Annotated in this window: 19 protein-coding genes and 1 tRNA gene; 8 read left to right on the forward strand and 12 right to left on the reverse strand. The window is 69.5% G+C overall.

The window, feature by feature from the left end:
• The first annotated feature begins 96 nt into the window (after positions 1 to 96).
• On the forward strand, positions 97 to 849 hold the full coding sequence (locus VEC11_RS00605; protein ID WP_464128155.1) for an NUDIX hydrolase: 753 nt from the start codon (positions 97 to 99) through the stop codon (positions 847 to 849).
• On the forward strand, positions 849 to 1,571 hold the full coding sequence (locus VEC11_RS00610) for an extensin-like domain-containing protein (protein ID WP_464128157.1): 723 nt from the start codon (positions 849 to 851) through the stop codon (positions 1,569 to 1,571). The genes VEC11_RS00605 and VEC11_RS00610 overlap by 1 nt, the downstream gene beginning before the upstream one ends.
• Positions 1,572 to 1,580: 9 nt before the next feature.
• Here VEC11_RS00610 and VEC11_RS00615 read toward each other — a convergent pair whose 3' ends face one another.
• The 5 genes from VEC11_RS00615 to glpX form a co-directional block, all read right to left on the reverse strand.
• Positions 1,581 to 2,654 carry a sensor histidine kinase gene (locus tag VEC11_RS00615; protein ID WP_464128160.1) on the reverse strand — a complete coding sequence of 358 codons (1,074 nt, stop codon included), beginning with the start codon at positions 2,652 to 2,654 and terminating at the stop codon, positions 1,581 to 1,583.
• Complete coding sequence (locus VEC11_RS00620; protein ID WP_464128162.1) at positions 2,651 to 3,190, reverse strand: thermonuclease family protein; 540 nt, start codon at positions 3,188 to 3,190, stop codon at positions 2,651 to 2,653. Before VEC11_RS00620 ends, VEC11_RS00615 begins: the two co-directional genes overlap by 4 nt.
• Positions 3,191 to 3,259: 69 nt before the next feature.
• Positions 3,260 to 3,334, reverse strand: a tRNA-Glu gene (locus tag VEC11_RS00625).
• A 40-nt stretch (positions 3,335 to 3,374) separates the two neighbouring features.
• Positions 3,375 to 5,156: a single-stranded-DNA-specific exonuclease RecJ gene (recJ, locus tag VEC11_RS00630; RefSeq protein WP_464128164.1), complete on the reverse strand. Its 1,782-nt coding sequence runs from the start codon at positions 5,154 to 5,156 to the stop codon at positions 3,375 to 3,377.
• A 99-nt stretch (positions 5,157 to 5,255) separates the two neighbouring features.
• Positions 5,256 to 6,242 carry a class II fructose-bisphosphatase gene (gene glpX, locus VEC11_RS00635; RefSeq protein ID WP_464128204.1) on the reverse strand — a complete coding sequence of 329 codons (987 nt, stop codon included), beginning with the start codon at positions 6,240 to 6,242 and terminating at the stop codon, positions 5,256 to 5,258.
• A 60-nt stretch (positions 6,243 to 6,302) separates the two neighbouring features.
• On the opposite strand from glpX, the gene VEC11_RS00640 reads away from it, so the two are divergent.
• Both VEC11_RS00640 and VEC11_RS00645 read left to right on the forward strand, forming a co-directional pair.
• Positions 6,303 to 6,719 (forward strand): hypothetical protein, encoded by a 417-nt coding sequence (locus tag VEC11_RS00640; RefSeq protein ID WP_464128167.1) that lies wholly within the window; start codon positions 6,303 to 6,305, stop codon positions 6,717 to 6,719.
• On the forward strand, positions 6,719 to 7,126 hold the full coding sequence (locus VEC11_RS00645; RefSeq protein ID WP_464128170.1) for a hypothetical protein: 408 nt from the start codon (positions 6,719 to 6,721) through the stop codon (positions 7,124 to 7,126). Before VEC11_RS00640 ends, VEC11_RS00645 begins: the two co-directional genes overlap by 1 nt.
• Before the next feature lie 12 nt (positions 7,127 to 7,138).
• Here VEC11_RS00645 and VEC11_RS00650 read toward each other — a convergent pair whose 3' ends face one another.
• Complete coding sequence (locus tag VEC11_RS00650) at positions 7,139 to 7,525, reverse strand: hypothetical protein (RefSeq protein ID WP_464128172.1); 387 nt, start codon at positions 7,523 to 7,525, stop codon at positions 7,139 to 7,141.
• Positions 7,526 to 7,676: 151 nt separating this feature from the next.
• On the opposite strand from VEC11_RS00650, the gene VEC11_RS00655 reads away from it, so the two are divergent.
• The 3 genes from VEC11_RS00655 to clpS all read left to right on the forward strand — a co-directional run bounded on the left by VEC11_RS00655 (position 7,677) and on the right by clpS (position 10,691).
• Positions 7,677 to 9,509 carry a PHA/PHB synthase family protein gene (locus VEC11_RS00655; RefSeq protein WP_464128174.1) on the forward strand — a complete coding sequence of 611 codons (1,833 nt, stop codon included), beginning with the start codon at positions 7,677 to 7,679 and terminating at the stop codon, positions 9,507 to 9,509.
• 220 nt (positions 9,510 to 9,729) lie between these two features.
• Positions 9,730 to 10,194 (forward strand): phasin family protein, encoded by a 465-nt coding sequence (locus VEC11_RS00660; protein ID WP_464128177.1) that lies wholly within the window; start codon positions 9,730 to 9,732, stop codon positions 10,192 to 10,194.
• Positions 10,195 to 10,361: 167 nt separating this feature from the next.
• The gene (clpS, locus tag VEC11_RS00665; RefSeq protein WP_464128179.1) at positions 10,362 to 10,691 is read left to right on the forward strand and encodes an ATP-dependent Clp protease adapter ClpS; all 330 of its coding nucleotides are present in this window, start codon (positions 10,362 to 10,364) and stop codon (positions 10,689 to 10,691) included.
• 111 nt (positions 10,692 to 10,802) lie between these two features.
• Here clpS and VEC11_RS00670 read toward each other — a convergent pair whose 3' ends face one another.
• Positions 10,803 to 11,537 carry a Crp/Fnr family transcriptional regulator gene (locus VEC11_RS00670; RefSeq protein WP_464128180.1) on the reverse strand — a complete coding sequence of 245 codons (735 nt, stop codon included), beginning with the start codon at positions 11,535 to 11,537 and terminating at the stop codon, positions 10,803 to 10,805.
• A 161-nt stretch (positions 11,538 to 11,698) separates the two neighbouring features.
• Here VEC11_RS00670 and murA point away from each other — a divergent pair, with 161 nt between their 5' ends.
• Positions 11,699 to 12,982 (forward strand): UDP-N-acetylglucosamine 1-carboxyvinyltransferase, encoded by a 1,284-nt coding sequence (gene murA, locus VEC11_RS00675; RefSeq protein ID WP_464128183.1) that lies wholly within the window; start codon positions 11,699 to 11,701, stop codon positions 12,980 to 12,982.
• A gap of 3 nt (positions 12,983 to 12,985) precedes the next feature.
• On the opposite strand, the gene VEC11_RS00680 is transcribed toward murA, so the two are convergent.
• The 5 genes from VEC11_RS00680 to VEC11_RS00700 form a co-directional block, all read right to left on the reverse strand.
• Positions 12,986 to 13,123, reverse strand: a complete 138-nt coding sequence (locus tag VEC11_RS00680) for a hypothetical protein (RefSeq protein ID WP_464128186.1) — start codon at positions 13,121 to 13,123, stop codon at positions 12,986 to 12,988.
• Between the two features lie 41 nt (positions 13,124 to 13,164).
• Positions 13,165 to 13,437 (reverse strand): hypothetical protein, encoded by a 273-nt coding sequence (locus VEC11_RS00685; protein WP_464128187.1) that lies wholly within the window; start codon positions 13,435 to 13,437, stop codon positions 13,165 to 13,167.
• A 5-nt stretch (positions 13,438 to 13,442) separates the two neighbouring features.
• A complete protein-coding gene (locus VEC11_RS00690) occupies positions 13,443 to 14,168 on the reverse strand; it encodes an N-acetyltransferase family protein (protein WP_464128190.1) in 726 nt (241 codons plus the stop codon).
• On the reverse strand, positions 14,165 to 15,415 hold the full coding sequence (locus VEC11_RS00695) for a DUF445 domain-containing protein (protein WP_464128193.1): 1,251 nt from the start codon (positions 15,413 to 15,415) through the stop codon (positions 14,165 to 14,167). The genes VEC11_RS00690 and VEC11_RS00695 overlap by 4 nt, the downstream gene beginning before the upstream one ends.
• 46 nt (positions 15,416 to 15,461) lie before the next feature.
• Positions 15,462 to 16,742 (reverse strand): efflux RND transporter permease subunit (locus VEC11_RS00700; protein WP_464128195.1); only part of this gene is annotated, 1,281 nt, incomplete at its 5' end.

The following is a 16,742-nucleotide window of genomic DNA, read 5'->3' on the forward strand; positions in this document are numbered from 1 at the left end:
ATGGAAACAATCGGCTCCGCTTCGGAGCGGATTTGGCCTTTTGACCCCGGCATGATAGCCGCCGTCGCGGAGCCCTCCCGGCGCACGCAAGGAAAGATGTCCGAGCTTCCCGATCCGATTCCGGCCGCCACGCTCGTGCTGATGCGCCCAGTGGCCGGCGGGCCGCCGGAACTGCTGATGACCGAGCGGACGGGGCAGATGGCCTTCGCCGCCGGCGCGCTCGTCTTCCCCGGCGGGCGGATCGACGCGGACGATCATGTCACGGCAGGGGACAGCGCGCTTCCGCTGGCGGCCGCGCGAATCGCGGCGATCCGCGAGACGATCGAGGAGACCGGGCTCGCGCCGGGGATCGTCCCGGCCCCCGACGCGGCGCAGGTGCAGGCGCTCCGCGACGGGATCCTTGCGGGCCGGCCGTTCGCGGCATTGCTGGCCGAGCAGGGGCTCGCGCTGGCGCTGGAGGCGCTGACCCCGTTCGCGCGCTGGTGTCCGAACTTCCGTGAGACCCGCCGGTTCGACACCTTCTTTTTCCTGGCCGAGGCGCCGGCGGGCGCACCGGCGCCGGCGGTCGCCGAGGCCGAGGCCGTCCGCGCCTTCTGGGCGAGTGCGGCGGAGATCCTCGCCGAAGTCGATGCCGGCCGGGCCCATGTCATCTTCCCCACCCGGCGCAACCTCGAACGGCTCGCCGGCTTCGCGTCCATCGCCGACGCATATCGCGATGCGGCCCGTCATCCCGTGATCCGGATCACGCCCTGGGTCGCGGAGGTGGATGGCGCGCCGCACGTCTGCATTCCGGAGGGGATCGGCTATCCGGTGACCAGCGAGCCGCTGGAGACCGCGCGCCGGCGCTGATGCGAAGGGCGCGGCGGATCCTGCTGCTTCTGCTGCCGCTCGCGGCGCTCGTCCTCGGCGTCCTGGCCATATTGGATTATGCGCGCCGCTATCCGCAGGACGTGCCGTGGACGGCGCTGGACCTCCGGCAGCCCGTTGGCGCCTTCACCGGCCGCAAGCTGGCCGGGCTGGCCGACGAACCGGGGCGCTGCCGGGCGCTGCTCGCCGCGGCGGGAGCGGCGTTCACGGCGCTCCCGCCGCGGGCGGAGGGCGCGCAATGCGGCTATCGGGACGCGGTTCGCTTCGGCGCGCGGGAAATCTCCTACCGGCCGGCCGATGTCGGCTTTTCCTGCCCCGTGGCGGCGGCGCTGCTCGTCTGGGAGCGCGAGGTCGTGCAGGTTGCCGCCCAGCGCCATTTCGGCCGGCGGGTGACCGGCATCGACCATTTCGGCGCCTATAGCTGCCGCCGGATGTACGGCCGGGGAGAAGGGGCGTGGAGCGAGCATGCCACGGCCAATGCCTTCGACGTCGCCGCCTTCCGGCTCGCCGACGGCACCAGGGTCGCAATAGTGAACGACTGGCGCGACCAAGGGCCGAAGGGCCGCTTCCTGCGCGAGGTGCGCGATGGCGCCTGCTCGCTCTTCGGAACGGTCTTGTCGCCCGATTACAATGTCGCGCATCGCGACCATCTCCACCTGGACCAGGCGAGCCGCGGCCAGTGGGGCTGGCGGGCGTGCCGGTGAGGCCGCGGCTCAGGTGAGGAAGGGCATCCGGATCGTCGCCCGGTAACGATCGCCGACCGGGCCGGTCTCGAGGCTTGCCTTGCCGCCATAGCGGTTGGCGAGGCGCTGCCGGCTGTTCGCCAGCCCGACCCCGGTGCCGGCCGGCGGCCGCGAGCTCTCGCCGTTCGATTCCGGCGAGCTGTTGACCACGGTCAGCATGAGCATGTCGCCCTCCCGCGCCGCGCTGATGTAGAGCAGGGCGGTGCCCTGCAGCGCCGAGACGCCATGCTTGATCGCATTCTCGACCAGCGGCTGCAGGATGAAGTTCGGCACCTTCGCGTCCTCGGTCCCGGGCGCCAGGTCGATCTGGATCTCGAGCCGGTCGCCGAACCGTGCCGATTCGATGTGGAGATAGGCGTCGATCGTGTCGATCTCGTGCGCCAGCATGACATCCTCGATCGGATCGGCGTTGAGCGAGGCGCGGAGGAATTCGGCGAGCCGGTCGATCATGCTCTCCGCCTCCTGCTTGCGGTCGAGGGTGACCAGCCCGGAGATCGAGTTCAGCGTGTTGAACAGGAAATGGGGATTGAGCTGCAGGCGGAGCGCGGCCGAGACCGCATTGGCGGCTTCCGTCTCGGCGTTCGCGGCGCGCCGCGCATTGTCCTGCGCCGCCCGCATCGCGGCGAGCAGGGTGAGGGCGAGGCAGAAGGTCCAGGCATAGCCGAAGCCGACGGTCAGCAGGCGCTGCAGGTCGATGTCGAGCGCCCATTCCTGCCAGGCCGGAAACAGGTTCTCGGCCAGGAAGCGCATCCAGTAGACGTCGAAAAGGGTCTGGACGGCGGTCGCCGCGACAACCGCGACGACCAGCGCGGGCCAGCGCAGCCAGGCAGACTGCAGCACCGGCCCGGTGCGCAGATGATTGAGCGCGATCGTCTGGCCGACGCCGAGCGCGAACATCGGCAGCGAGGCGAGCAGGGTCACCCCCGGCGCCGCCCGGCCGATCAGGAACGCGATCGCATCGAGCAGGAGGTAGCCGAAGCTCCAGATCACCGCCGCCGGACCGAGCGGCGTATCCCGGAAGCCGGCGCGGACTTTTCCAATCACTGCCGGGCTGCCCCTCCCGGCCGGGCACGGACGCAGGGGAGCAGGCGCCCGTCCGGATCATATTGCTCCCAGCGCACTGCGGCGCCGCTCTTCAGCATCTCGCAGCTCAGGTCCTGGCCGCTGGCATTGCGGCAGAAGGCGTCGACCCGGTTGTAGGACGGCCCGAAGGAGGTGCATTCCAGCCTCCCGACCGCGAACCGCTCGAGGATCGCCTTGGCCTCGGCGCCGCTCATCTGCGGGCAGAGATTGGGATGGCGGCAGCTATTGTCGGAGTCGCGCGCCTCGATGCCGCGGATGCGCACCCGTACCTGGTTGCCGTTCAGGTCGCGCTCGGCGCAGTTGATCGGGCCGTCGCCGTCATAGACGCTCTGCACCGTGCAGGTGAAATTCTTGCCCGCGGCGAGGTCGACCCTGGGCGCCTCGCGGTCGCCGAGCGCATTGTAGAGGATGAAGCCGATCGCGGCGAGGATGATCAGGCCGATCGCCAGCGCGCCGATGCCGATCTTTCTTTTTGGCTTCTGTGCGTCCTCGGCCAAGTGCCCATCCCCCTGCTGCAGTCGCTCGTCACCAATTGGCCGACCGGCCGGGCCAAGGCAATGGCAGGGTGGTGACCCCTACGGGAATCGAACCCGTGTTTCAGCCGTGAAAGGGCCGCGTCCTAACCGCTAGACGAAGGGGCCGTGAGGCGAGGTGGCGCCTTACGGGCTGGCCTGGCGAGCGTCAAGCATCGGCCCAGGCGGCATCCTCGAGATGCAGCTCGGCCGCCTCGCCGCCATGATAATCGTCGCGCTTGATCCGCCCGGCCAGCCACAGCCGGCGGTGCGGCGGCGTGGCGAGCAGGGCCTCGCCGAGCGGGCTTTCGGCCATGCGGAAGGCGATCGCCTTGACCCTGCGGCCATCCTCGCCCGCGGCTATGACGCGCAGATGGCCGCTGCCGACCACGTCCGCCTTCACGATGGAGACAGGCCCGGCGGCGACGTGCGGGCCCGGCCAGCCGGCGCCATAGGGGCCGCCCGCCTCGACCGCATCGCAATAAGCGGCGCAGATGCCGCCGGGCGAGAGCAAGGCGTCGAGCAGCAAGGCGCGGTCATCGCGGCTGCGGGCGACGTCGGCGGCGAGGCGCTCGTCGAGAAAGTCGGCGAGCGCCTCGATCCGGTCCCCGGCGACGGTGAGGCCCGCGGCCATGGCGTGGCCGCCGCCGGCGACGAGCAGGCCGCTGTCCCTGGCGGCGAGCACGGCGGCGCCGAGATCGACGCCGGAGATGGAGCGGCCCGAGCCCTTGCCGACGCCGTCCTCGCCGATCGCGACGACGATGGCAGGCCGGTGCAGCCGCTCCTTGAGGCGGCCGGCGACGATGCCGATCACTCCGGGATGCCAGCCCGGCGCCGCGACCAGGGCGACGGCGCGATTGCCCTGGGCGGCGGCCAGCGCCTCGGCCGCCTCGCAGACCGCCGCCTCGATCGCCCGGCGCTCCTCGTTCAGCCGGTCCAGCTCCGCGGCGATCGCGCGCGCCTCCTCGGGATCCTCCGTTGTCAGCAGCCGCACGCCGAGATCGGACTTGCCGACCCGCCCGCCGGCATTGATCCGGGGTCCTAGGGCGAAGCCGAGATCGCGGCATTCGGGCGCGCGGTTCAGCCGCGCGGCGTCGGCAAGCGCGGCGAGGCCGGGATTGCGGCGCCCGGCCATGACCTTGAGGCCCTGCGTCACGAAGGCGCGGTTGAGCCCCCGGAGCTGGGCGACGTCGGCGACCGTGCCGAGCGCGACCAGGTCGAGCAATTCGATCAGCTTCGGCTCCTCGCGGTCGGCGAAATGGCCGCGTCCGCGCAGGGTGCGGAGCAGGGCGGCGCCGAGCAGAAAGGCCATGCCGACCGCGGCGAGATGGCCCTGCGCCGCCCCCTCCTCGCTCTCGTCGAGCCGGTTGGGATTGACGATGGCGAAGCCGTCCGGGAGGCGGCTCGCGCATTTGTGATGGTCGACCACGATCACGTCGACGCCCGCGGCCTTCGCCATGGCCAGCGCCTCGAAGGCCTGGGCGCCGCAATCCACGGTGACGATCAGGCTTGCGCCCGCCTCGGCGAGGCGGACGAGCGCTTTGCCGGAGGGGCCGTAGCCCTCCATCAGCCGGTCCGGGATATAGGCCGCCGCCTCCAGCCCGAGCCCGCGCAGCAGCAGGATCAAGAGGGCCGCCGAGGTGGCGCCGTCCACGTCATAATCGCCGAAGATCGTCACCCGTTCGCCGGCCTGGACCGCGTCCGCAAGGCGCTCGGCGGCTCTGTCCATGTCGCGGAAGACGGACGGATCCGGCATGAATTCGCGCAAGGTCGGGCGGCGGTGCCGCTCAAGCTCCTCGCGCGCGACTCCCCGGGCGAGCAGCAGCTGGTCGACCAGATCGTCGGGCCGGAAGCCCGGATCGCCCGCGCCCGCCGCCATCCCCCGCCAGCGCCAGGGCTGGCCGAGGATCGAGCGGGTCACGCCGCAGACATGGGCTTCGGGATCGAGCATCAGGAGAGTGTAGGAGCGGGCACTGCGAAAGTGAATCCACCATCGTCACCCTGAAACGAGTTCAGGGTGACGGCGGGGTCGCTGTACGCCGCGACCTTCTCAGTGCGCCCCGGGCTCATGCTCCGGCCGGTGGCGGCCCTTCACCCAGCGCACGGTGCCGGTCGAGGCGCGCATCACCACGCTCTCCGTCGTCACGCAGTCCTTGCGGCGCTTCACGCCTTCGAGCAATGAGCCGTCGGTGACGCCGGTCGCGGCGAAGATGCAGTCGCCCTTCGCCAGCTCCTCGAGCTGATAGATCCGGTCGAGATCCTCGACCCCCCAGCGCGCGGCGCGGGCGCGCTCGGCGTCGTTGCGGAACAGCAACTTGCCCTGGAACTGGCCGCCGACGCAGCGCAGGGCCGCGGCCGCGAGCACGCCCTCGGGGGCGCCGCCCGAGCCCATATAGAGGTCGATGACCGTGTCCGGATCGGTGACCGCGATCACCCCGGCGACGTCGCCGTCGGGGATGAGCTGGATGCCGCAGCCCAGCGACCTCAGCTCCGCGATGAGCTTCTCGTGACGGGGCCGGTCGAGCACGCAGATGATGATCTCGTCGGGCCGCACCCCCTTGGCCGCGGCGACCGCGCGGACATTCTCGGTCGGGCTCTTGCGGAGGTCGATCACGCCGTCGGGATAGCCGGGGCCGACGGCGAGCTTCTCCATATAGACGTCGGGCGCGTTCAGCAGATTGCCCTTCTCCGCGATCGCCAGCACGGCCATCGCATTGGCGCCCGCCTTGGCGGTGATCGTCGTGCCCTCGAGCGGATCCAGCGCGATGTCGATGCGGGGGCCGCCGTCCTGCGCCGCGCCCACCTTCTCGCCGATATAGAGCATCGGCGCCTCGTCGCGCTCGCCCTCGCCGATCACCACCGTGCCGTCGATGTCGAGCGTGTTCAGCGCCGCGCGCATCGCCTCGACCGCCGCATGGTCAGCCGCTTTCTCGTCGCCGCGCCCGATCAGCTTCGAGGCGGCGACCGCCGCCGCCTCGGTGACCCGCACCATTTCCAGCACCAGCACGCGATCGAGAACCTGGCTTGTGTTGACCATCTTTTCTGTCATCCTCCCTGCCCGAACGGGGGCGTTCACGCGGGGCAGTAGGCAAAGCCCATGACAAAGTCGAGAACGCTCCCGACGCTGTTCCTGCTGGCCCTGTTCCAGCCGCTCCCCGCCGCCGCGCAGAATGATTCGCAAGCGGTCACCGCCGACGAGGCGATCGCGCTCGACCGGGCGCGGATGCGCGAGATGCTCGGGACCGACTGTCCGCCGATCCGCACGGACGACGAGGTCGTGGTCTGCGGGCGGCGCCCCGATTACCGGCGCTACCGCGTGCCGATGTCCGGCCCGGACGTCAGCCGCGGCACGCGCGAGCGCGCCGCCGACGCCCAGCTCTATGTGATGGACGCGGGCGACACCCGCTGCTCGGCGGTCGGCCGCGACCATATGTGCGGCGAGGGGCTCGACCTCATCGGCATCGGCTTCACCATCGTGCGCGGCATCGCGCAGGCGCTGGCGAACCGGGATTGATGGCCGGAATCCCGCACCTCGTTTTGCCCGTTCTGCTCATCGCGGCATCGTCCACCGCCGCGCAGGCGCCTTCCGCGCCGGTCGCGTCGGGGATCATCGCCGCGTCGCCCGACCCGCTCGGCGACCTCGCGGCGCGGCGGCGGGTGGAGGATGAGCGCTGCCGGCAGGGCGTGGGGGACGATATCCTCGTGTGCGGCCGCCCGGCGCGGGCCGGCGGCGGCTATCGCGTCCCCTACCGGCCGGAGCCGGGCGCGCGCGTCAGGCTGATCGCCGGCGAGCCGCCATCGGCCATGGCGGCGATGGGGGCCGGCGGCTGCCTGCGGCTCTGCCAGCAGCCGGTGACCGTCAACCTGCTCGACCCGGGTTCGATCGTGCGCGGCCTCGACCGCATCCTCAGCCGGAACTGAGGCGATGCCTGTCTAGCGGACCAGCACGCGGACCCGCGCGGTCGCGCCCGATGCGAGGCTGGCCGGATCGGCGGTGAAGCTGACCGAGGCGAGCTCCGCGTCGCGGTTGCGCAGGCCGATGATCCTCGAGCAATCGCCTGCCCTGACCCGGGTGCGCAGGCTCAGCGTCTGGGTGTCGCCCGAGCGGTAGCGGAACTCCGCGCTGACGATCTGCACGGCGGCGTCCTCCGAACAGAACATCGTCTCGCGCGGGACGTTGGTGCCGTCCACCTCGATCGTCTGGCTGGTCGTCTGGGCATTGATGGCCCGGACGCCGAGCCCCATCCAGGCGCTTTCCCGCGCCAGAGCCGGTGTCACGAGCAAAGCCGCCCCCGCGGCTGCGAACAGCATGTTCCGCACTGTCTTCTCCCCACGCTGCACCGGGGCCCGAACCCCCCGGTCCGAAACGGCGAGGATAGCATGCGAGGGTGACGGTGCAAGGCCGTCGAAACCGGCCCTTTCCCGGGCGGGCACGCTTCTCTAGAGACGCCGGTGAGGACGAGGAGCCCTTATGGCCGAGACCAAGGACACGCCCGAAACGCCGACGTCGCCTTTCCCCGCGCCCAGCCTGGAGGATCTCCAGCACTGGACCTGGGTGATGGGCCGCGCCCAGCAGATGATGCTGGAGCATATGGCGCAGCAACTGGGCGAGGCGACGGAGAAGGCGGCGGCCGCCGCCGATCCCGGCCATGCCGGGCGGGTCACGCAGGCCTGGCCGGGGATGAACCTGTTCGCCGATCCCGCAAAGCTGATGGAGCAGCAGGCGCAGCTCTGGACCGAGGGCCTCGGCATCTGGCAGCGCGCGCTCGCCAAGGCTGCGGGCGGCGCAGAGGTCGCGAAGGAAGAGCCTTCCGCGCTCGCGGAGAAAGCGGACCGCGACAAGCGCTTCGCGGCGCCCGAATGGCGGGACAATCCGCTCTTCGACACGATCCGCCAGACCTATTTGCTGATCTCCGAGCGGCTGCTCGGCTCGGTGGACGCGATCGAGGGCGTGGACGAGGCGACCCGCGAGAAACTGCGCTTCACCACCCGCGCCTTCGTCGACGCGATGAGCCCCTCCAATTTCGCGCTCACCAATCCGCTGGTGATCGAGAAGGCGATGGAGACGAAGGGGGAGAGCCTGCTGAGCGGCCTCCAGAACATGCTGAGCGACCTGGAGAAGGGCCAGCTCACCCATGTCCAGCCGGGCGCCTTCGAGGTCGGGCGCAACCTGGCGATGACGCCGGGCAAGGTGGTCAAGCAGACGAAGCTCTACCAGCTGATCCAATATGCGCCGATGACGGACCGGGTGCTGGAGGTCCCGCTCATCATCTTCCCGCCCTGGATCAACCGCTATTACATCCTCGACCTGAACCCGAAGAAGAGCTTCATCAAATGGGCGGTGGAGCAGGGGATCACGGTCTTCGTCGTCTCCTGGAAGTCGGCGGACGAGAGCCTCGCCGACATCAGGCTCGACGATTATGTGCTTGCCCAGGCCGAGGCGATCGACGCGGTGCGCGACGCTCTGGGCGTCGAGCAGGTCCACACGATCGGCTATTGCGTCGCCGGCACGATGCTGGCGGCCACGCTCGCTCTGCTCGCGGCAAGGGGCGAGGCGGACAAGGTGGCGAGCGCGACCTTCTTCACCGCCCAGGTCGATTTCTCCGAGGCCGGCGACCTCAAATTGTTCATCGGCGACGAGCAGCTCGAGCTGATCCGGCAATTGTCGGCGGAGAAGGGCTATCTGGACGGCCGCTACATGGCCGCCACCTTCAACCTGCTCCGCGGCCGTGACCTGATCTGGTCCTACGTCACCAGCAACTATCTGCTCGGCGAGGATTATCCGCAGTTCGACCTGCTGCACTGGAACGGCGACACCACCAACCTGCCCGCCGACTGGCACCGCGCCTATCTGCAGCAGCTCTACCGCGAGAACAGGCTGGTCCAGCCGGGCGGGGTGACGATCGACGGGACGCCGATCGACCTGAGGCTGGTGAAGACGCCGACCTACGTCCAAGCCGGGCGCGAGGACCATATCGCGCCGCCTGAGAGCGTCTGGAAGATCACCCACCATTTCGCCGGGCCGCTGCGCTTCGTGCTGGCCGGCTCGGGCCATATCGCCGGCGTGGTCAACCCCCCCGAGGCCGGCAAGTATCAATATTGGACCAACGAGGCGAAGGCGGACACGCTCGAGCAGTTCATCGCCGGCGCGACCGAGACCAGGGGGAGCTGGTGGCCGGACTGGAGCCGGTGGCTCCGCGAGATTTCCGACGAGGAGGTTCTCGCCGCCGGCGTGCGCACACCGGGCAAAGGGCGGCTCAAGGCGATCGAGGATGCGCCGGGCTCCTATGTGCGCGCACGCTGAGACGAGCAGTGCTGCAACTGCGATGCGATGTTCGTGCCGCGGTACATCGATGACCGGATTGTGACCTCTTAACACACTGAAATATCTCAATCTTGACAGTTTTGTTGCAGTGCACAAAAAGGGCTTGCAATTTCGCTTCCGCGCGCCTAAATGCTGCAACGCAACATGAGTGCACCGGCGCCCCAAACGCCGGGAGAGATTGAGATCGAGGAGCAAGAACATGGCTACCAAGTCGACCAAGGACGCTGCCGCCGCCGGCTTCGCCGCCGCCGAGCAGATCAAGACCGTCGTGACCGAGGCCAATGACCGGGCCAAGACCGCGATGGAGAAGAATGCGAAGCTCATCGAGGAGCTCGCTGAGCTGGGCCGTGGCAATGTCGAGGCGCTCGTCGCTTCGTCCAAGGTCGCTGCCAAGGGCATCGAGACCCTGAGCCAGGACGCCGCCAACTACAGCCGCACCCGCTTCGAGGAGGCCACCGCGGCCTTCAAGAGCTTCGCGGACGTCAAGTCGGCGACTGACTTCTTCAAGCTTCAGGGCGACTTCGCCCGCAGCGCCTTCGACAGCGCCGTCGCCGAGAGCGCCCGCGTGTCGGAGAACGTGCTGAAGCTGGCCGGCGACGTCGCCGAGCCGCTGACCAGCCGCTACGCCGTGGCGGCCGAGCGTGTGAAGACCCTCGCTGCGTAACTGCGAGAGTCCGAACCAGTAGAAAGGGCGGCGCTCCCTGTTGGAGCGGCCGCCCTTTTTGCATTCCGGCTGTCCCGCGCGCGTCGGAGTCGCCCCCTTGCGGCGCCCGGGCACCATGCCATATTTATCGCGTTATGCGGGTGATGCGTGATTCAGAGTTGAGGGCCATGGCGGGCGATGCGGGCCGGGACGACGAGGAGGGCACGGGCCTCGGCGTCGCCACGAGGACGCGCACCCGCACGAAGACGCCCTCGCCCTACAAGGTGCTGATGCTGAACGACGACTACACGCCGATGGAGTTCGTCGTCCACGTGCTGCAGAGCTTCTTCAAGATGGGGATCGAGGATGCGACCCGGGTGATGCTCCACGTCCACCAGCGCGGTGTCGGCGTCTGCGGCATCTTTCCCTATGAGGTGGCCGAAACCAAGGTCGCCCAGGTCATCGATTTCGCCCGGCAGAACCAGCACCCGCTGCAGTGCACGCTGGAGAAGGCGTAGCACGCTTCCGATCCATTGCCGTCATTCCAGCGAAAGCTGGAATCCCGGTTCTTCTCGTGTCCCGATCAGGCAGTGAGGTTCCAGCTTTCGCGGGAACGACGGTCGGCGGACCTAGCGCGCCTCGGGGAGCCAGCCGGTCTCCAGCCCGGTGCGGTCGACGAAGTTCGATTCCGCGACCAGGCGCTTCTCGTCGAGCAGGCGGAACTGGTTGCCGCCGTTGCGCTCGATGATGCCGTCCTCGACCAGCACTCGCATCATCCGGTTGACATGGACCGAAGTCAGGCCGGTGGCGTCGCCAATATCCTCCTGGGTCAGCGGCAGCTGGACATAGCCGCCATTGCCGACCGCGCCGAGCCGCCGCATCCGGGCGACGATCTCGCAGATCAGCGAGCCCACCCGGGCCCGCGCCGAGGTCCGGCCGATCGAGGCGAGCCGGTCGGCCAGCGCCACGCGCTCGGCCACGGACAGGCCCAGGATCAGGGCGCCGAGCCGGGGATGGTCGGCGATGATTTGCGCCAGCCTCTCCCGGCTGAAGGGGGAGAGGACCGCGTCGGTCACGGCGGTGACCGTCTCCGGGGAATCGGCGAAGGCGAGCAGGGGCAGGCCCAGGATGTCGCCCTTGAAATGGAAGCGGAGGATCTGTCGGCTGCCATTGCCGAGCACGCCGCTCGAGTGCAGCCAGCCGGAGCGCACGATGTACAGCTCGCGCGGGCCCTCATTCTCGCGAATGATGACGGCGCCGCGGCGCACGCTCCGTTCCTGATCTTCGAGCTGGGTGAGCGAAAGGCTCTCCGCTTCGGTCAGCCTGACATAGTGGCTGAGCCGCTCAGCGAGACAACTGACCAAAACGTACTTTCCCCCAAGGCTCTGAATTTCCGGGTGTTTTGTAAGCACGATTTTTGGGCGAATCCCTGATCCAAATCAAGAAGTCATTCATTCTGCGCGCTTTTTTCCGGGTGTGGAACGGCCGCTTGCGAAGGCGCGCGGAAGGGATAAACGGGGAGCCCATGGACAAGATCATCATTCGCGGCGGCAGGAAGCTGTCCGGCACCATTCCGATTTCCGGGGCCAAGAATGCGGCGCTGACCCTGATGCCCTGCGCCCTGCTTACCGACGAGCCGCTCACCCTCAGGAACCTGCCGCGCCTCGCCGACGTCGACAGCTTCGGCCATCTGCTGAACGAGCTCGGCGTCTCGACCGCGATCGAGGGCTCGCGCAAGGGTGATTTCGGCCGGGTGATGACCTTCCGCGCCGCCAATATCGGCTCGACCGTGGCGCCCTACGACATCGTCCGCAAGATGCGCGCCTCGATCCTCGTGCTCGGGCCGCTGCTCGCGCGCGCGGGTGAGGCGACGGTGTCGCTGCCCGGCGGCTGCGCGATCGGCAACCGGCCGATCGATCTGCACCTGAAGGCGCTGCAGGGGCTGGGCGCGGAGATCGAGCTTACCGCGGGCTATGTGAAGGCGATCGCGCCCAGGGGCGGGCTGGTCGGCGGCAAGATCAGCTTCCCGTTCGTCACGGTCGGTGCGACCGAAAATGCATTGATGGCCGCGGTCCTGGCCAAGGGCACCACAATCATCGAGAATGCGGCCCGCGAGCCCGAGATCACCGATCTCTGCCACTGCCTGATCGCGATGGGCGCCGAAATCGAGGGGGTGAAGACCGACACGCTCACCGTCCACGGCAAGGACCGGCTGCACGGCGCCACCCATGCGGTGATGCCCGACCGGATCGAGGCGGGCTCCTATGCCTGCGCCGCGATGATTACCGGCGGCACGCTGGAGCTGGCGGGTGCGCGCGAGGACCAGATGCACGCCATCCTCTCGGGGCTCGGCGATGCGGGCGCCGTGCTGAAGCTGGCGAAGAGCGGGATCACCGTGGCGAGCGACGGCGGCATCAAGCCGCTTTCCCTCTCCACCGCGCCCTTTCCGGCCTTCCCGACCGACATGCAGGCGCAATTCATGTCGATGCTCGCGCTCGCCGACGGCACCAGCCTGCTGACCGAAACGATCTTCGAGAATCGCTACATGCACGTGCCGGAGCTGAGTCGCATGGGCGCGGACATCGAGGTGCGGGGCCGCTCGGCGGTGGTGCGCGGCGTGCAGGGCCTGATCGGCGCCCCGGTCATGGCCACCGATCTCCGCGCCTCGATGAGCTTGATCCTGGCCGGCCTCGCCGCGGAAGGGGAGACCGAGGTCAACCGGGTCTATCATCTCGACCGCGGCTATGAGCGGCTCGAGGAGAAGCTCCAGGCCGTCGGGGCCGATATCGAGCGGGTCAGCGCCGGCTGACTCTCAGGCGCCGTCGCCGTTCCGCTTCGCCCGCATCGCCGCGGCCAGCGCCTCCGCCTGGCCGAGCGCCGAGGCCTCGCTCGTGCCGGCCCGGTCCCACTGGATCGCGAAGCGGCGCGGATCGGCCCGGTCGACGATCACCGGCAGCTGCTTGCCGGGGCTCGGCCAGAGCGCCGTGCGGATCAGCCATTATACTGGACCGCGGTGGGCTCGATGCCCTCGCCGGAGACCAGGCCGGTGATCCGGCTGATGTGAAAGACCGCGCGGCGCGAGGGCATGGAGGCGGCCGTGACGAGCATCGTCCCCGGCACCGGATCGGTCATCGCCGCCACGCTCGTGCCGCTCCCGCCGGCATTGGCCCTGGCAAGGCGGAGGATGACGAAGACCAGCAGGCCGCCGACGATCAGGGTCACGAGCAGCGTCGTGATCATCGAGGTGGCGACGAACGAGCCCATCGCAGCTATTCCCGGAGATGTTTCGCGAAGCGGTGGCTGGTCCGTTCATAGCCCAGCCGCTCGTAAAAGGCATGGGCCCGCAGGCGCTTCACATTGCTGGTCACCTCGACCAGCCCGCAGCCGGCGGCCTTCAGCCGCGCCTCCGCCTCGGCGACCAGCGCGGCGCCGATACCCTGGCCGCGTGCCTGCTCGGCCACCACCATCAGCGAGATCCGCCCGACCGGCCGGGGCCGGTGCAGCACCGTCGTCGCCCAGGTGGTCAGCAGGCCGATGACGCCGCCGCGGTCCGCGACGAGCGCCTCGTGCCCGGCCTTCTTCAGGGCGGCGAGGCGGGTCCGCAGCTCGGCCGGCGTCACCTCGTAGCCGAGCGTGACGATCAGCGCGGCGAGCGCCTCGACATCCTTCGGACGGGCATTGCGAAGCACGAGCTTCGGCTCGGCCCTGGCCTTCGGCGCGGCGGCCGGCTTCGCCTTCGCCTTCGGCCTTGGCGGCCTCTTGCCGACCGAGCTTTGCCAGGCGGAGGCGGCGCCGCCGCGCAGGAAGGCCTCGATCTCCTCGGCCGTCGCGGTGAGGCCCTTCTTGCCGAAGCCGAGCACCGCCTTGCCGGTCTTCGCGTCCTTGAGGCCGAACTTGCCATAGTCGCCGCGGCCGGGCGTCCGGACCCGCGACTTGACCAGCCGGCAGCCGCGATTGGCCGCCATCTCGCGCAGCGCCTCGTCGGCGTCTTTCATGTCGCGACCTCGATCGTGTGCAGGACGAGCCCGACCAGGCCGCCCACCAGGGTGCCGTTGATCCTGATATACTGCAGATCGCGGCCGACCGCGCCCTCGAGCCGGTCCGACACGGTGCCGGCATCCCAGGAACGCACCGTCTCGGACACCAGCTTGACGATGCCGTCGCCATAGGTGGCGACGATGCCCACCGTGGCGCGGCGGGCGAACTGGTTGATCGCCGCCCTGAGCTTCGGCTCGGTCTGCAGGGTTTCGCCAAGCTGGCGCAGCGCCTCGCCGAACCTCCCGGCCAGGGCGGCGTCCGGGTCGCGGGCGCCCTTGAGCAGGCCGGCCCGCGCTTTCTCCCAGACCCCGTCCAGCCAGGCCGAGACCGCCTCATTCTCGACCATGTCGCTCTTCCAGGCCTCGACGCGGGCCCTGGTGTTCGGATCCTGCTGGAGCCGCTGGGCGAGGCTGGCGAGGCCCTCCTCGGCCTTGGCGCGGATCGGGTGATCCGGGTCGAGCGCCATGTCGATGGTGAGCTTCCTCAAGCCGTCAACGATCGCGTCGGCGAGCTTCTCGTCGAGGCCGACCAGGCGCAGGAAGCGGCCGGCGCGCTGATGGACCATGTCGCGGATCAGATCCTCGTTCGCGTCGAGCGTACGGCCGGCCCAGCTGACGATGGAATCGACCATCGGCACGTGCCGCTCGCTGGTGATCGCTGCCTCCAGCGTCTGGCCGAGCAGGGGGGCGATCTCCACGCTGCGGATGCGCTGGGCGATCGCGGTCTTCACCATGCCGCCCAGCCGCTCCTGGTCGAGCGCCTCCAGGATGTCCGCGAGCAGCCGCGAGCCGCCCCGGCGCAGGCGCCCGTCCCCGGCGGCGGGCGGCTGGGCGAGGAACTTGCCCACGGCGCCGGCCACGTCGAGGTTCCGCATCCGCCTCGCCACCACCCGCGCGGTGAGGAAATTGTCCTTGAGGAAGGAGGCGAGCGCGTCTCCGATCCGGTCCTTGTTGCGCGGCACGATCGCAGTGTGCGGGATGGGGATGCCGAGCGGGTGGCGGAACAGGGCGGTGACCGCGAACCAGTCGGCGATCCCGCCGACCAAGCCGGCCTCCGCGAAGGCGCGGACGAAGCCCCAGGCGGCATGCTGCGCCTCCAGGCCGGTCGCGGCGACGAACAGGGCGGCCATGCCCGCCAGCATCGCCGTCGCCAGCGCCCGCATCGGGGCCGACTGGGCGGCGGCGGAACGGACAGGCGCCTTCATGCCGGTTGAATAACCGGCATCCGCGATGGTTCAAACCGCCGCGCGATTATTCCGCCGCTTGGGGCGCCGGTGGCTTGGCCTGCTTGCCGCCGGTGGTGAACCAGCGCCGCAGCCGCGGCCCCATCCTCTCCTCGACGCCCAGCGCCAGGCTGAACGTGCCCGGGACGAGGACGAGGGTGAGCAGGGTCGAGAGCAGCAGGCCGCCGATCACGACGATGCCCATCGGCTGCCGCCAGGCGGCGTCGCCCGAGAGGGACAAGGCGGTCGGGATCATGCCGGCGCTCATCGCCACCGTCGTCATCACGATCGGCTGGGCGCGCTTGTGGCCCGCGTCGAGGATCGCCTCGCGCTTCGGCACGCCCTTGTTCATCTCCTCCAGCGCGAAGTCGATCAGCAGGATCGAGTTCTTGGCGACGATCCCGAACAGCATCAGGATGCCGATCAGCACCGGCATCGACAGCGCGTCGCCCGAGATCACCAGCGCCAGCATCCCGCCGAACGGGGCGAGGAACAGCGAGCCCATGTTGACCAGTGGCGAGACGAACCGGCGGTAGAGCAGGACCAGCACCGAGAATACCAGTAGCACGCCCGAGGTTAGCGCAGCGAAGAAGTTGGTGATCATCTCCTGCTGCCATTCGTCCTGTCCGAACGGCGCGTTGGACACGCCCTGTGGCAGGTTCTGCATGATCGGCAGGTTCTTGATCGCCTTGTCGGCGGTGCCTTTGACCACGCCGGGCGCGAGGTCGGCGCCGACGAACACGCGGCGGCTCTGGTTGTAGCGCTGGATCTGGGTCGGTCCCGAGCCGAAGCCGATCTCGGCGACGCGCTCGAGCGGCACGGAGCCCCCGCTCGCGGTGGGCACCGGCAGGTTGCGGATCGTGTCGAGGCTTTGCCGCGATTCCTTGGGCAGCTTGACGCGAATCGGCACCTGCCGGTCCGAGAGCGAGAACTTGGCGCTGTTCTGATCGATCTCGCCTTGCGTGGCGATACGGATCGCCTGGCTCAGCGCGGTCGTCGTCACCCCGAGCGAGGCGGCGAGATCGAGCCGCGGAGTGATGATCAGCTCGGGCCGGCGCATGTCGGCGGTGACCCGCGGGGCGACGACTTCCTTGAGCCCGCTCATTTGCTCGACCAGCGTCGAGGCGGTCTTGTTGAGCAGCTCGGGATCGGAGCCCGAGAGCATTACCGAGATCGCGCGCCCGGTCCCGCCGCCGCCCTGCTGCGAGAGGAACGTGACCCGCGCGTCGGCGATCTTCTGCAGCTCGGGGGTCAGCGCCCGCTCGAACTCCTGGCTGGTCCGGTCGCGGTCTTCCTTCAGGGTGATGAA

The sequence above is a fragment of the Allosphingosinicella sp. genome, assembly GCF_035626655.1.
Classification (GTDB): domain Bacteria; phylum Pseudomonadota; class Alphaproteobacteria; order Sphingomonadales; family Sphingomonadaceae; genus Allosphingosinicella.